Genomic DNA, 13,471 nt, shown 5'->3' with positions numbered 1-13,471 from the left:
CGTCGCCCGGCTACCACCCGAACGGCTGCCGCGGGCCGCCTCAGCCGTGCACGTCGGGCGCCGGGGCGACGTCCCTGAGCAGTTCGGCGAAGCGCCGCTCGTCGATGACGGGGGTGCCCATCTGCCGGGCACGCACCGTCTTGCTGGTGAGGGCGCCCGGGTCGTTGGTGACCAGCAGGCTGGTGAGCCGGCTGACGCCGGACGACACGTGCAGTCCGGCCTCGGTCGCCCGGTCCTCCAGCAGTTCGCGGTCGACGTTGGTGTCGCCCGAAAAGGCGACCCGCATCCCCTGGATCAGCGGACCGTCCTGCTCCAGCCGCCCCGGATTGGGGTAGGGGCAGGCGGGCCGCTTGCGGCTGGGCCGCCAGCTCATGGGCCGGTACGTGGAGCGGTAACCGGCGGCCACCGACCGCGGTTCCGCGGCGGTGTCGATCCACTCGGTGAGCGGGCGGCAGGCGTGCAGCGGCAGCCGCAGGCCCCCGGCCGCCGCCTGGTGGAGGCTGGGGCGGAAGACCTCCGCCAGGACACGGGCGTCGTCCAGCGCGTGGTGGGCGCGCTGCTGCACGACGCCGTAGTGCGCGGCCAGCGATCCCAGTTTGTGGTTGGGCAGCGGCAGGCCCAGCTCCTTGGACAGCACAATCGTGCACAGCCGGTGCTCCACCGGTGCGACGGTCCGGGCGCGGGCGAACTCCCTGGACAGCATCGACCAGTCGAAGACCGCGTTGTGGGCGACGAAGACGCGCCCCGCCAGCCGGGCGGCCAGTTCCTCCGCGATCTCGCCGAACAACGGGGCGTCGGCCAGCATGTCGGAGGTGAGGCCGTGGATCCACACCGGACCCGGGTCCCGCTGCGGGTTGACGGGTGAGTACCAGTGGTCCTGCACCTCGCCCCGCGCGTCCAGGCGGTAGACGGCGGCGGAGACTATCCGGTCGTCGCGGCCGAGCCCGGTGGTCTCGACGTCCACGACGGCGTACCCGTCGGGGTAGGCCTCGGGCCACGGTGGCTGCGGAAGCTGGGACGCGTGCATGGTGGAACACAATACGGGCGGCCGCCGACACTCCGGACCGGCCCCGTCCGGCTCCGCCCCGGTCAATGCCGGTGGGACGGGCCGGAAGCGGGCCCCGCGGCGGGCCTTCGCCGGGTGCCCGCCGCAGCCGCCGCGCCGGTCCGGGGCGCCGGTCCGGGCCCGACCGCGCCTTCGGCCGAGGGGCCGTCAGCCCCCCGGGTCGCCCGCGCCCTCCGCCCCGTCCCCGGGGAACCGGCCCGGTGTGCCGGACCGCCCACATCCCTTGCCGGAAGCCGTGTTGGGTCCCTCGGCCCCCGTCCCGGACCGTCGCGCCCTCGTGCGGCCGGCCCCGGGGACATACCGATCGGTAACGACATCTGTTCGCCGGGCGCCAGGCGGCCCTATGGTTCCGCCATGCCGCAACTGCCCGATGCCGTGATGTGGTCGATACCCGCATTCGTGCTGCTCACCGTCCTGGAAGTGATCAGCTACCGGATCCACCCGGACGAGGACTCCGCCGGGTACGGCGCCAAGGACACCGCGACCAGTCTGTCGATGGGACTCGGCAGCCTCTTCTTCGACTTCCTGTGGAAGTTCCCGATCGTCGCGATCTACACCGCGGTGTACGCCCTCACCCCGCTCCGCGTGCCCGTGCTCTGGTGGACGATCCCGCTGATGCTGACGGCCCAGGACTTCTTCTACTACTGGCAGCACCGCGGGCACCATGTGATCCGCCTCCTGTGGGCGTGCCACGTGATCCACCACTCCAGCCGGAGGTTCAACCTCTCCACCGCGCTGCGCCAGCCCTGGACGAGTCTGACGTCGTGGCCGTTCTACCTTCCGCTGATCGCCTGCGGTGTGCACCCGGCGGCTCTCGCCTTCTGCTCCTCCCTCAACCTCGTCTACCAGTTCGGCATCCACACCGAGCGCATCGGGAAACTGCCGCGCCCCGTCGAGTACGTCTTCAACACCCCCTCCCACCACCGGGTGCACCACGCCTCGCAGGGCGGCTACCTGGACCGCAACTTCGGCGGCATCCTGATCGTGTGGGACCGGCTCTTCGGGTCCTTCGCCGCCGAGACCGAGCGGCCGCTGTACGGGCTGACGAAGAACATCGCGACGTTCAACCCGCTGCGCGTGGCCACCCACGAGTACGCCGCCATCGCCCGCGACGTCGCCGCCGCCCGCAGCTGGCGCGACCGGGCAGGCCACCTGCTGCGCGGCCCCGGCTGGTCCCCGCGGCCCGAGGGCCCGGCGGCGTGACCGCGCACCCGGAGGCCGTACGGGCACGGCGGAGGTCGTCACCAGGGCGCTGCCGCCGGGCCGGGCCGGTGACGTGCTCGCGCGGTTCGGCGGGGACGCGGCGTCCCTCGCCGGGACGGGCCGCTTCTCGGCCGGCCGGCCACGTCTGCTGCCTCGCACTTCTCGCGTGGCGCGGGGCGTTCTCCGTCCCCGGCCGGACGCGGTGGGCCGCGCTCCCGCGGCCGCCCGCCGCCGGATTGCCGATCATGCTCACGTACCTCGCCGCCCGGTTCCTTCCCGCGGCCGGACTGTACGGTGGTACGTCCCCACTCGTACGAACAGCTAGGACGACTTCCGTATGCGCGCCACCGTGATCCACGCCCCCCACGACATCCGTGTGGAGGAGGTGGCCGACCCGGTCGTACGGCAGCCCACGGACGCCGTCGTGCGCGTGGTGCTGGCCTGTATCTGCGGCAGCGACCTGTGGGCCTACCGCGGCGTCGCGTCGCGGCAGCCGGGGCAGCGCATCGGGCACGAGTTCCTCGGCGTGGTGGAGGAGACCGGTTCCGAGGTGTCCGGGCTCAGGCGGGGCGACCTGGTCGTCTCCCCGTTCGTCTGGTCCGACGGCGTCTGCGCGTACTGCGCCGACGGCCTCACCACCTCGTGCACCGAGGGCGGCTTCTGGGGCCAGGTCGGCTCCGACGGCGGCCAGGGCGAGGCCGTGCGGGTGCCGTTCGCGGACGCCACCCTGGTGCGGCTGCCCGCCGAGGCGCTGTCCGACGAGCGCCTGCTGGCCGGGCTGCTGACCCTCTCCGACGTGCTGGGCACCGGGCACCACGCGGCGGTCGGCGCGGGGGTGCGGCCCGGTTCCACCGTCGCGGTCGTCGGTGACGGCGCGGTGGGCCTGTGCGGCGTGCTGGCCGCGCGGCGGCTCGGCGCCGAGCGCATCATCGCGCTCGGCCGCCACGAGGCGCGCACCGCCATCGCCCGCTCCTTCGGGGCCACCGACGTCGTCGCCGAGCGGGGCGAGGCGGCCGTCGCCGCGGTCCGCGAACTGACCGGCGGCCAGGGCGCCCACGCGGTGATCGAGGCCGTCGGCACCGAGCAGTCCATGCGCACCGCGGTCGCCGTCACACGCGACGGCGGCGCCATCGGCTACGTCGGCGTCCCCCATGGCAGCGGTACCGGCCTGGACCTGAGCGACATGTTCGACCGCAACATCGCCCTGCGCGGCGGGGTCGCCCCCGTCCGCAGCTACATCCCCGAGCTGCTGCCGGACGTGCTGGACGGCACGATCGACCCGTCCGCGGTCTTCGACCTGACGGTCGGCCTGGACGGCGTTCCCGGCGGCTACAAGGCGATGGACGAACGCACCGCCCTCAAGGTCCTGGTGAAGGCCTGAGAGCGGTGCGCCGGTGCCCCGGGCGCCGTCGTCACTCGGTGACGGCGTCCAGGGCGTCCACGATGCCGTAGCCGTAGAAGCTGTTGACGTGCGGCCCGCCGGTGCAGGTGGCGTCCTGCACGCCGTTGCCGTCGGGGTCGTACAGGCCCGTCGGGCAACCGGGATTGTCGGCCTGCGCCTTGAGCATCCACTGCAGCTGCTCGGGCGTCGCGTGCCGGTGGGTGCTCTTCAGGAGCGCGGCGACGCCCGCCACGTGCGGCGAGGCCATCGACGTGCCCTGCAGGTAGCCGTAGGTGTTGCCCGGCAGCGTCGACAGGATGCGGCCGTTCCCGGACGGGGTGCCCGGGACCTGGAAGCGGTCGCCGCCGGGGGCGGCGACGTCGACGACCCCGAGGCCGTAGCTGGAGTAGTACGACTTCAGCTTCTGCACTCCGGTCGCGGAGACGGTGACGACGCCCGGCAGCTGGGTCGGGATGTCCCAGCAGACGTGCGGGTCGACGGTCCGGGTGACCGGGGTGGCGTCGTCGGGGCTGGTGGTGTCCACGATCGCGTCGGAGTCGAGGTCGTGGTTGGAGTTGCCCGCCGAGGCGATGTTCAGCACGCCCTTGTCCTGGGAGTACCGGGCGGCCCGGTCGACCGCGTCGACGATGGCCCGCTGGTCGGGGTCGTCGAGGCAGTTGTAGAGCCACGGGTCGATGTAGTAGCTGTTGTTGGTGATCTCCACGCTGTTCTCGGCGGCGAAGACGAAGGCGCAGACCACGCTCTCCGGGTAGAACAGCTGCGTGACGGGATCGGCCACCTTGATGGAGGCGACCCGCACGCCCGGGGCCACGCCCGCGACACCGACGCCGTTGCGCGCGGCCGCGATCTCGCCCGCCACGTGGGTGCCGTGGTAGGCGTCCGGGCTGTACGGGCGCCAGGCGCCGGGACTGGTGTCGGCCACTCCGCCCACGCAGTTGGCGGACTGCTTGGCGGAGAAGTTGGCCGCCAGGTCGGGGTGGGTGTCGTCGACGCCGGTGTCGATGACGGCGACGGTCACGTGGCGGTCCCCGGGGTCGATCCTCGCCGCCTTGTCGGCGCCGATGGCCGCCAGGTCCCACTGGTCCGCCTCCAGCGGCTCCTGACCGGGAGCGGCCTTGGACTTGGCCGCGGCGGCCTCGGCCGCCGAGATGCGCTCCGGGGCGCCCAGTTCGGTCGTGGAGGCGGTGGGGAGCGCCGCGGTGCGGGTGGCGCCCGCCGACTCCACCCCGCGTACCGTGCGCATGGCGGTGGCGAACGCGGGGTTCGCCGAGTGGACGACGATCACGCCGATCTTCTTGTACGTCGCGACGATGTCACCGCCGTTGCGGTCGATCGCCTGCTGGACGTCCTTGACGGTTCCGCTGTTGGTCCGGGTGGTGTTGACCACGTACGACAGCAACGGGCCGTCGGCGGCGGTGCCGTTGCCCGAGGCGGTGCCGGCCGTGGCGGCCGAGGCGGCGTTCGGCAGGATCGCGAGGGCACCCGCCAGCACCATGCCGATGGGTATCGCGAGAGCGCGGTGCCGTCCTGGCAGGGGAGCCATGGGATCTCCAATCGTCCGACTACTCGTCACCGGGGCGGAGTTGCCACCGGACGGGTACATGACGACGGAACCTAGCGCCGTCCCGAGCACCCCTTCAATGCGTTTGGGGGGAAAGCTCGGATTCCGTCTGGTAAGGACCTGACAATTTTCAACCACCGCCCCCTGTCGAAGCCCATGGCCACGCCTTTACCATGCGCGGGTCCGATCTTTGCGTGACGTAGCTCACGTTCGGCTCGCGTCGCGTGCTCGTGCCTGCCCAGCTCCGCCCCCACAGGAGGCATCGTGGATTCCGCACGACAGTCGGCTACCTCCGGTCCGCCGTCAGCGGCCTCGTACGCCGAGGTGCAGGCGAGCGCGGAGTTCGCCCAACTGCGCCGCTCCCACCGCTCGTTCGCCTTCCCGCTCACCATCGCGTTCATCGCCTGGTACCTGCTGTACGTCCTGCTGTCCAACTACGCGGGCGGCTTCATGGACACCAAGGTGCTGGGCCACATCAATGTCGCCCTCGTCTTCGGGCTCGCCCAGTTCGCCACCACCTTCGGGATCGCCGTGTGGTACTCACGCCACGCGAACTCCAAGCTCGACCCGCACTCCGACGCCATCAAGGCGCGCATGGAGGGCACCCAGGACACCGGTGAGACCGAGAGCACGGAGGCCTCCGCATGACCGCGCCGCACACCATGGGAGCCCAGGTCCTCGCGGCCGGGGCCAGTGACCACCGGACGCTGATCATCAGCCTCTTCTCCGTGTTCGTCGTGGCGACCCTCGCCATCACCGTCTGGGCCGGCCGCCAGACCAAGGACGCCACCGACTTCTATGCCGGCGGCCGTTCCTTCAGCGGCTTCCAGAACGGCCTCGCCATCTCCGGCGACTACATGTCGGCGGCCTCGTTCCTCGGCATCGCCGGCTCCATAGCCCTCGTCGGCTACGACGGCTTCCTCTACTCGATCGGCTTCCTCGTCGCCTGGCTGGTGGCGCTGCTGCTGGTCGCCGAACCGCTGCGCAACTCCGGCCGGTTCACCATGGCCGACGCCCTGGCCTTCCGGCTCCGCCAGCGCCCCGTGCGCACCGCGGCGGGCATCTCGACCATCGTCGTCAGCATCTTCTACCTGCTGGCGCAGATGGTCGGGGCCGGCGCCCTGGTGGCCCTGCTGCTCGGCATCACCGGCGAGGGCCCGCGGCGGCTGATCGTCGTCCTCGTCGGCGTCGTCATGGTGCTGTACGTGACGATCGGCGGCATGAAGGGCACCACCTGGGTGCAGATGGTCAAGGCCGTCCTGCTGATCGGCGGCACCCTGCTCATCACCATCCTGGTCTTCGCCAAGTTCCACTGGAACCTGTCCACGCTCCTGGGCGCCGCCGCCGAGAAGAGCGGCAAGGGAGCGGCCTTCCTCGAGCCGGGCCTGAAGTACGGCGTCACCTCGACCTCGAAGATCGACTTCATCTCGCTGGGCCTGGCGCTCGTGCTCGGCACCGCCGGGCTGCCGCACATCCTGATCCGCTTCTACACCGTCCCCACGGCCAGGGCCGCCCGCACGTCGGTCAACTGGGCGATCGGCATCATCGGTTGCTTCTACCTGATGACGATCGCGCTGGGCTTCGGCGCCGCCGCCCTGCTCAGCCCGGAGACGATCACCACCTCCAACGCGGCCGGCAACACCGCGGCCCCGCTGCTGGCCCAGGAGATCGGCGGCGGCGCCGGCTCAACGGGCGGCGCCATCCTCCTCGCGGTGATCTCGGCGGTCGCCTTCGCCACCATCCTGGCGGTGGTCGCCGGGCTCACACTCGCCTCCTCGTCCTCCTTCGCGCACGACCTGTACGCCAACGTCATCCGCAAGGGGACGGCGAGCGAGAAGGAGGAGGTGGCCGCGGCCAAGATCGCGGCCGTCGCCATCGGGGCCGTCGCCATCCTGCTCGGCATCTTCGCGGGCAAGCTCAACATCGCCTTCCTGGTCGCCCTGGCCTTCGCCGTCGCGGCCTCCGCGAACCTGCCGACGCTGCTCTACAGCCTGTTCTGGAAGCGCTTCAACACCAGCGGCGCGCTGTGGAGCATCTACGGCGGCCTGATCACCTCCGTGGTCCTGGTGGTCTTCTCGCCGGTCGTGTCCGGCAAGGCGACCTCGATGTTCCCCGGCGAGGACTTCCACTGGTTCCCGCTGGAGAACCCGGGCATCGTCTCCATCCCCGTCGGTTTCCTGTTCGGCATCCTGGGCACGCTCCTGTCCAAGCCCGAACCGGACGCCGACCGCAAGTACGCGGAGCTGGAGGTCCGCTCCCTCACCGGGGCCGGAGCGCACTGAACAGACTGTTGAACGTCAGTGCCGTCCCGTAGGCTGCGAAGTAACGGGACGGCACTGCCGTGCCACCGGCCCGACCGCAGGAAGGAGGCGTGCCGTGCTGCTCGACACCTACGGCCGGATCGCCACTGACCTGCGGGTCTCGCTGACCGACCGGTGCAATCTGCGCTGCACGTACTGCATGCCGGAAGAAGGGCTGCAGTGGCTCGGCAAGCCCGAGCTGCTGACCGACGACGAGATCGTCCGGCTGGTGCGCATCGCCGTCACGCTGCTCGGGGTCAAGGACGTCCGCTTCACCGGCGGCGAGCCCCTGCTGCGGCCCGGGCTCGTCGGCATCGTCGAGCGCTGCGCGGCCCTGGAGCCCCGCCCCAAGCTCTCCCTCACCACCAACGGCGTCGGCCTCGAACGCACGGCCGCCGCGCTGCACGCCGCCGGACTGAACCGTGTCAACGTCTCCCTGGACACCCTGCGCCCCGAGGTCTTCCAGGCGCTGACCCGCCGCAAGCGGCACCATGACGTCCTGCGCGGCCTGGAGGCCGCCCGAGACGCGGGACTGACCCCCGTCAAGGTCAACAGCGTGCTGATGCGGGGGGTCAACGACGACGAGGCCCCCGAGCTCCTGGCCTGGGCCCTCGAAAACGGCTACGAGCTGCGCTTCATCGAGCAGATGCCGCTCGACGCCCAGCACGGCTGGCAGCGGAGCGACATGGTCACCGCCCAGGAGATCCTGGCGAGCCTGGCCACCCGTTTCGTCCTCACCCCCGAGCCCGACGAGGCACGTGGGCACGCCCCGGCGGAACGCTGGCTGGTCGACGGCGGCCCCGGCCGGGTCGGCGTGATCGCCTCCGTCACCCGCCCCTTCTGCCGCGCCTGCGACCGCACCCGGCTCACCGCCGACGGCCAGATACGCAACTGCCTGTTCGCCCGCGAGGAGTCGGACCTGCGCGGCGCACTGCGCTCCGGCGGATCCGACGAGGAGATCGCCGAGCTGTGGAAGGTCGCGATGTGGGGCAAGAAGGCCGGCTCCGGCCTCGACGACCCCTCGTTCCTGCAGCCCGAGCGCCCGATGTCAGCGATCGGCGGCTGAGTCCCGGCCGGCCGGCTCCTCCCACTCCTCGAAACGCACGACGTCCTTGAGGAACCCCCGCACACCCAGGAACGACGACAGGTGCTCGCGGTGCTCCTCGCAGGCCAGCCAGGTCTTGCGGCGTTCCGGGGTGTGGAGCTTGGGGTTGTTCCAGGAGAGCACCCACACAGCGGGGGCGCGGCACCCCTTGGCGGAGCAGATCGGCGATTCGTTGGTCACGAACCCCATCCAAACATGGCGACGCCGGGCAGCCACGGGGGGAGCCGCCCGGCGTCGGTCCGTCGCTCCGACGGGGGATGCGGAGCGCGTACGCAGTATGTCACGCGGAAAGGCCCCCAGTGGAGTGGATGCCCATGATTGATCTGAGCTTTTCTTGAGCTTCGGAGGTCCGGAAAAGGGTCAGCCGCGACCGGAGGACGAGCGTCCGTCGGCTTCCCTCCCGGCCTCCTCGGGAAGCCGTTCCCGCCCGGGCCCCAGAGCCGGGGGCACGACCGGCGGGAGGTGCGAGGACGGCAGGTTGCGGGCGTTCTCACGGCCCGCGTTGGCGAGCACCACGGCGATGTACGGCAGCACCAGCCCGGCGACGAGCGCCACCCACGCCAGCGGGGTCCACACGTGCCACAGGACGACGGCCAGGATGAACGAAAGGGTGCGCACGGACATCGAGATGATGTAGCGGCGCTGCCGGCCCCGGACGTCCTCCGTGAGCCCCGCCGCCGTCCCGGTGATCCGGAAGACCCCTGGATCACTGTGCTTCCGCATCACGTTCCCACCGCCTGCTCGAAATGCCGGAAGCTCCCGGTTCCGACGCCCTCCACGTTACGCCGCGTGTCCGCCGCATTCGAGAGCGGGGGCGGCCTCCGGGTGACACCCTCGATACCGCCGTACAACGTATGGCGGTATCCCGCATGCGACGTACCGGGGCCCCGCACAGACTGACGTCATGAACTGGGTCTGGGCGATCATCGTCGGCATCGTGCTCGGCTTCCTCGCGAAGCTCCTCCTGCCGGGCAGGCAGGACATCCCCTGGTGGCTCACCATCATCTGCGGCATCCTCGGCGCGTTCCTGGGGAACGCGGTCTCCGGCTGGCTCGGCGTCAAGCACACCGCGGGCATCGACTGGATCAGGCACGTGCTGCAGATCATCGGCGCCATCCTCGTGGTGGCCGTGGTGACGCCGCTGTGGGCCTCGGTCCGCGGCAGAAGGCAGCGCACGGCCGTCTGACGCCCGGCTGCCGTCTCAGGAGTGGTGCTGCCGCAGGAAGGCGGGCGGCACCCGGTCGGTGAGCCACACGCCGTTGGCGCTCACCCGGAAGACGTGGCCCGTGGCGGCCAGTCCCGCGGCGTCCACCTCGAGCACCACCGGACGGCCGTGCCGCGTGCCCACGCGCACGGCCGTCTCCACGTCCGCCGACAGGTGCACGTCCTGACGGGTCATCGGGCGCAGGCCCTCGGCCAGCACGATCGGCAGGGTCGTCCTGGCGGTGCCGTGGTAGAGGACGGCGGGCGGCTCGGTGGCGGCCAGACCGAGGTCGACCTCCACCGAGTGGCCCTGGCTGGCCCTGATCCGCCGGCCGTCCTCCGAGTACGCGTACCGCTTCTTGTTGTTGCTGGCCACGACATGGTCCAGGTCGGCACGCGAGAAGCGCCGGCCCGCCCGGGCGGACGCGGCCATCAGCACGTCCACGTCCACCCAGCCTCCCTCGTCGAGGGCGATCCCGATCGACCCCGGATCGTGCCGCAGCACGCGGGCCAGGAACTTCGAGACCTTGACCGTCTGCTTCTCGTCCATCGCCCACCCCTTGTCGGCGGTCAGACCCCCTGGCTGACCGAACTCATGTTGAAATCCGGGATCCGCATCGCCGGGAACGCGGCCCGGGTGAACCAGTCGCCCCACTCGCGGGGCAGCGTCCGCTCGGTGCGGCCCACCTCGGTGACCCGGCCCAGCAGGTCCACCGGCGACTCGTTGAACCGGAAGTTGTTGACCACACCGGTCACCTCGCCGCCCTCCACCAGGTAGACCCCGTCGCGGGTCAGCCCGGTCAGCAGCAGGGTGGCCGGGTCGACCTCGCGGATGTACCACAGGCAGGTCAACAGCAGCCCGCGCCCGGTGTCCGCGACCAGTTCCTCCAGGGAGCGCTTGCCGCCGCCGTCGAGGATCAGATTGCCCCCGACCGGCGCCGTCGGCAGACCGGTCAGTCCCGCGCTGTGCCGGGTGGTGAACAGCCGCCGCAGCACGCCGTCGCGCAGCCAGTCCGTCGATTCGACCGGCAGGCCGTTGTCGAAAACCGACGAGTCGTCACCCGAGGCGTGCGCGATCACGAACGGGGCCGACTCCAGGCCGGGTTCGTGCGGGTCGCTGCGCAGCGTCAGGGGCAGGTCCGACAGCCGCTCGCCGATCCGGGTGCCCCCGCCGGGCTTGCTGAAGACCGTGCGGCCCTCCGCCGCGTCCCGGGCCGCGGAGCTCCACTGCTGATAGATCACCAGGTCCGCCACCGCCGACGGCGGCAGCAGCGTCTCGTACCGCCCGGCGGGCAGGTCGATCCGGCGCTCGGCCCAGGCCAGCCGCTGCGCCAGTTCGGCGTCGAGCGCCGCGGGGTCGACGTCGGTGAAGTCGCGGGTGGCCGCGCCGGCCCACGCCGAGCGGGACATGTCCTCGGACTTGGCGTTGAGTTCGAGCGTGCCGCTGGGCTGGTCGTGGCGCAGCCGCAGACCCGTAGAGGTGCCCAGGTAGGTCGAGGTGACGCTGTGCTGGGCGAAGCCGTACAACCGCCGGCCGCCGGCCCGGGCCACGGCGAAGGACTCGCCGAGCGCCGGCGCGAAGGCCGCGAAGACCTCGGAGCCGGTCTCGGCGGGCGGCTCGGTGAAGGAGGCGCTCGCGGGTACCCCCTCGACCAGCGGCTGGGCGTCCTCGGCGGGTCCCGCGTCGCGTGCCGCCGCCTCGGCGGCGCGCACCAGCGGCTCCAGGTCGTCCGCGGTGACCGCGGCACGCGACACCACGCCCGAGGCGGTGCCCTGCGCGCCGTTCACGGTCGCGATCACCGTGAGTGTGCGGCCGCGGGTGACGCCGTTGGTGGTCAGGGCGTTGCCCGCCCAGCGCAGGTTGGCCGAGGAGTCCTCGTCGGCGATGACCACGCAGCCGTCCGCACGGGACAGCTCCAGGGCCCGCTCGACGATCTCGTGGGGCTTGGAGAGGGTGCTCATCGACCGGCCTCCTGCGTGGTGTTGAGGATGTTCACGCCGCGGAAGAGCGCGGACGGGCAGCCGTGCGAGACGGCGGCGACCTGGCCCGGCTGGGCCTTGCCGCAGTTGAAGGCGCCACCGAGGACGTAGGTCTGCGGGCCGCCGACGGCCTCCATGGAGCCCCAGAAGTCGGTGGTGGTCGCCTGGTAGGCGACGTCGCGCAGCTGGCCGGCCAGCCGGCCGTTCTCGATCCTGAAGAAGCGCTGCCCGGTGAACTGGAAGTTGTAGCGCTGCATGTCGATGGACCACGAGCGGTCGCCGACGATGTAGATGCCGCGCTCCACGCCGCCGATCAGCTCCTGCGTCGACGGGCCGTCCGGCGCGGGCCGCAACGACACGTTCGCCATCCGCTGCACCGGCACATGGCCGGGGGAGTCGGCGTAGGCGCAGCCGTTGGAGCGCTCGAAGCCGGTCAGCCGCGCGATGCGCCGGTCCAGCTGGTAGCCGACCAGGACGCCGTCCTTGATCAGGTCCCAGGACTGGCCGGCGACGCCCTCGTCGTCGTAGCCGACGGTCGCCAGCCCGTGCTCGGCGGTGCGGTCGCCGGTGACGTTCATGTGCGCGGAGCCGTACTGCAGCTTGCCCAGCTGGTCGAAGGTGGCGAAGGAGGTGCCGGCGTAGGCGGCCTCGTATCCCAGCGCGCGGTCCAGTTCGGTGGCGTGGCCGATCGACTCGTGGATGGTCAGCCAGAGATTGGACGGGTCGACCACCACGTCGTACGCGCCCGCCTCCACCGAGGGGGCCGCCATCTTCTCGGAGAGCAGCTCCGGGATCTCCGCGAGCTCGGTGTCCCAGTCCCAGCCGGTGCCGGTCAGGTACTCCCAGCCGCGGCCGGCCGGCGGGGCCAGGGTGCGCATGGAGTCGAACTCGCCGGAGGCCGGGTCCACCGCGACGGCGGTCAGTTGCGGGTGCACCCGCACCCGCTGCTGGGTCGTGGTCGTGCCCCAGGTGTCGGCGTAGAACTTGTTCTCGTGGACGGTCATGAGCGAGGCGTCCACGTGCGACACGCCCGGAGCGGCCAGCAACCGGCCGCTCCACTCGGCCAGCAGAGCGGTCTTGTCGGCATCGGGCACATCGAAGGGGTCGACGTCGTACGCCGAGACCCAGACCTTGTCCGCGTGCACGGGCTCCGGCGCGAGCTGCACGCGCTCGTCCGAGCCCGCCGCGGCGATCACCTTCGCGGACAGCTTCGCCATGGCGACCGCCTGGCCGGCCACCCGCGCCGCCGCATCCATCGTCAGGTCCACCCCGGAGGCGAAGCCCCAGGCCCCGCCGTGCACGACGCGCACCGCGTAGCCCATGTCCGTGGTGTCCGAGGAACCGGACGGTCTGCCGTCGCGCAGCCGCCAGGCGGCCCCGCGCACCCTCTCGAAGCGGAAGTCGGCGTGCTCGGCGCCCAGTGCGCGGGCGCGTGCCAGCGCGGCGTCGGCCAGCGGCCTCAGCGGCAGCGCCAGAAATGACTGATCGACCTCATGGGGCACGACGGCCTCCCCTTCTGCCCGATGCCTCAACGTCGGTGTGCGTCATGTCCTCCGCAGTGAATCATGCCCCTCCGACACCGCCCCCGCCTGCCGTTTTCTGTAGGGACTCGACAGCGACGCGGACACGCCCCTGTCGGGGGTCGATTCTC

General features: G+C 71.7%; 13 protein-coding genes. 6 read left to right on the top strand and 7 right to left on the bottom strand.

All coding sequences use genetic code 11. From position 1 onward, the window contains the following. Nucleotides 1-40: 40 nt before the first annotated feature. The gene (locus ACIP98_RS08485) at nt 41-1,027 is read right to left on the bottom strand and encodes a DEDDh family exonuclease (protein WP_319661265.1); all 987 of its coding nucleotides are present in this window, start codon (nt 1,025-1,027) and stop codon (nt 41-43) included. A 393-nt stretch (nt 1,028-1,420) separates the two neighbouring features. Between ACIP98_RS08485 and ACIP98_RS08480 the strand changes: the two genes are divergently transcribed. Together ACIP98_RS08480 and ACIP98_RS08475 are read left to right on the top strand one after the other, a co-directional pair. Then, complete coding sequence (locus ACIP98_RS08480) at nt 1,421-2,269, top strand: sterol desaturase family protein (protein ID WP_401974462.1); 849 nt, start codon at nt 1,421-1,423, stop codon at nt 2,267-2,269. A 337-nt stretch (nt 2,270-2,606) separates the two neighbouring features. After that, nucleotides 2,607-3,650 (top strand): zinc-dependent alcohol dehydrogenase family protein, encoded by a 1,044-nt coding sequence (locus ACIP98_RS08475; RefSeq protein WP_319661267.1) that lies wholly within the window; start codon nt 2,607-2,609, stop codon nt 3,648-3,650. A 31-nt stretch (nt 3,651-3,681) separates the two neighbouring features. Here the strand turns inward: ACIP98_RS08475 and ACIP98_RS08470 are convergent, their stop codons facing one another. Further along, nucleotides 3,682-5,214, bottom strand: coding sequence for a S8 family peptidase (locus tag ACIP98_RS08470; protein WP_401974459.1), 1,533 nt, complete (start codon nt 5,212-5,214; stop codon nt 3,682-3,684). A gap of 282 nt (nt 5,215-5,496) precedes the next feature. Here ACIP98_RS08470 and ACIP98_RS08465 point away from each other — a divergent pair, with 282 nt between their 5' ends. From ACIP98_RS08465 to moaA, 3 genes are all read left to right on the top strand, one after another. Then, nucleotides 5,497-5,880 (top strand): DUF485 domain-containing protein, encoded by a 384-nt coding sequence (locus ACIP98_RS08465; protein WP_319661270.1) that lies wholly within the window; start codon nt 5,497-5,499, stop codon nt 5,878-5,880. Then, entirely contained in the window at nt 5,877-7,514 is a 1,638-nt protein-coding gene (locus ACIP98_RS08460; protein WP_319661271.1) for a cation acetate symporter, read from the top strand. The genes ACIP98_RS08465 and ACIP98_RS08460 overlap by 4 nt, the downstream gene beginning before the upstream one ends. Nucleotides 7,515-7,608: 94 nt before the next feature. Then, nucleotides 7,609-8,598 carry a GTP 3',8-cyclase MoaA gene (gene moaA / locus ACIP98_RS08455; protein WP_319661272.1) on the top strand — a complete coding sequence of 330 codons (990 nt, stop codon included), beginning with the start codon at nt 7,609-7,611 and terminating at the stop codon, nt 8,596-8,598. On the opposite strand, the gene ACIP98_RS08450 is transcribed toward moaA, so the two are convergent. Together ACIP98_RS08450 and ACIP98_RS08445 are read right to left on the bottom strand one after the other, a co-directional pair. Continuing rightward, nucleotides 8,581-8,826, bottom strand: a complete 246-nt coding sequence (locus ACIP98_RS08450; protein WP_319661274.1) for a hypothetical protein — start codon at nt 8,824-8,826, stop codon at nt 8,581-8,583. The genes moaA and ACIP98_RS08450 overlap by 18 nt on opposite strands. Nucleotides 8,827-8,997: 171 nt before the next feature. Continuing rightward, complete coding sequence (locus tag ACIP98_RS08445) at nt 8,998-9,360, bottom strand: DUF3099 domain-containing protein (RefSeq protein WP_319661275.1); 363 nt, start codon at nt 9,358-9,360, stop codon at nt 8,998-9,000. A gap of 181 nt (nt 9,361-9,541) precedes the next feature. On the opposite strand from ACIP98_RS08445, the gene ACIP98_RS08440 reads away from it, so the two are divergent. Continuing rightward, on the top strand, nt 9,542-9,823 hold the full coding sequence (locus tag ACIP98_RS08440; RefSeq protein WP_319661276.1) for a GlsB/YeaQ/YmgE family stress response membrane protein: 282 nt from the start codon (nt 9,542-9,544) through the stop codon (nt 9,821-9,823). Between the two features lie 15 nt (nt 9,824-9,838). On the opposite strand, the gene ACIP98_RS08435 is transcribed toward ACIP98_RS08440, so the two are convergent. From ACIP98_RS08435 to ACIP98_RS08425, 3 genes are read right to left on the bottom strand one after another with little or no spacing between them, the layout of a single operon-like run. Beyond that, nucleotides 9,839-10,390 (bottom strand): RNA 2'-phosphotransferase, encoded by a 552-nt coding sequence (locus ACIP98_RS08435; protein WP_319661277.1) that lies wholly within the window; start codon nt 10,388-10,390, stop codon nt 9,839-9,841. Between the two features lie 20 nt (nt 10,391-10,410). Continuing rightward, nucleotides 10,411-11,802: a metallopeptidase TldD-related protein gene (locus ACIP98_RS08430; RefSeq protein ID WP_319661278.1), complete on the bottom strand. Its 1,392-nt coding sequence runs from the start codon at nt 11,800-11,802 to the stop codon at nt 10,411-10,413. Beyond that, nucleotides 11,799-13,322 (bottom strand): TldD/PmbA family protein, encoded by a 1,524-nt coding sequence (locus tag ACIP98_RS08425; protein WP_319661279.1) that lies wholly within the window; start codon nt 13,320-13,322, stop codon nt 11,799-11,801. Before ACIP98_RS08425 ends, ACIP98_RS08430 begins: the two co-directional genes overlap by 4 nt. Between the last annotated feature and the right edge of the window lie 149 nt (nt 13,323-13,471).

This window comes from Streptomyces sp. NPDC088354 (genome assembly GCF_044753585.1).
Classification (GTDB): Bacteria; Actinomycetota; Actinomycetes; order Streptomycetales; family Streptomycetaceae; genus Actinacidiphila.
Note: the sequence above shows the minus strand (reverse complement) of the source record. Positions and strands in the feature narration are given on the sequence as shown.

Coding starts and splice junctions, on each gene's coding strand:
- ACIP98_RS08485 (WP_319661265.1), bottom strand. CDS start 1,027: ATGCACGCGTCCCAGCTTCCGCAGCCACCGTGGCCCGAGGCCTACCCC.
- ACIP98_RS08480 (WP_401974462.1), top strand. CDS start 1,421: ATGCCGCAACTGCCCGATGCCGTGATGTGGTCGATACCCGCATTCGTG.
- ACIP98_RS08475 (WP_319661267.1), top strand. CDS start 2,607: ATGCGCGCCACCGTGATCCACGCCCCCCACGACATCCGTGTGGAGGAG.
- ACIP98_RS08470 (WP_401974459.1), bottom strand. CDS start 5,214: ATGGCTCCCCTGCCAGGACGGCACCGCGCTCTCGCGATACCCATCGGC.
- ACIP98_RS08460 (WP_319661271.1), top strand. CDS start 5,877: ATGACCGCGCCGCACACCATGGGAGCCCAGGTCCTCGCGGCCGGGGCC.
- ACIP98_RS08450 (WP_319661274.1), bottom strand. CDS start 8,826: ATGGGGTTCGTGACCAACGAATCGCCGATCTGCTCCGCCAAGGGGTGC.
- ACIP98_RS08445 (WP_319661275.1), bottom strand. CDS start 9,360: ATGCGGAAGCACAGTGATCCAGGGGTCTTCCGGATCACCGGGACGGCG.
- ACIP98_RS08440 (WP_319661276.1), top strand. CDS start 9,542: ATGAACTGGGTCTGGGCGATCATCGTCGGCATCGTGCTCGGCTTCCTC.
- ACIP98_RS08435 (WP_319661277.1), bottom strand. CDS start 10,390: ATGGACGAGAAGCAGACGGTCAAGGTCTCGAAGTTCCTGGCCCGCGTG.
- ACIP98_RS08430 (WP_319661278.1), bottom strand. CDS start 11,802: ATGAGCACCCTCTCCAAGCCCCACGAGATCGTCGAGCGGGCCCTGGAG.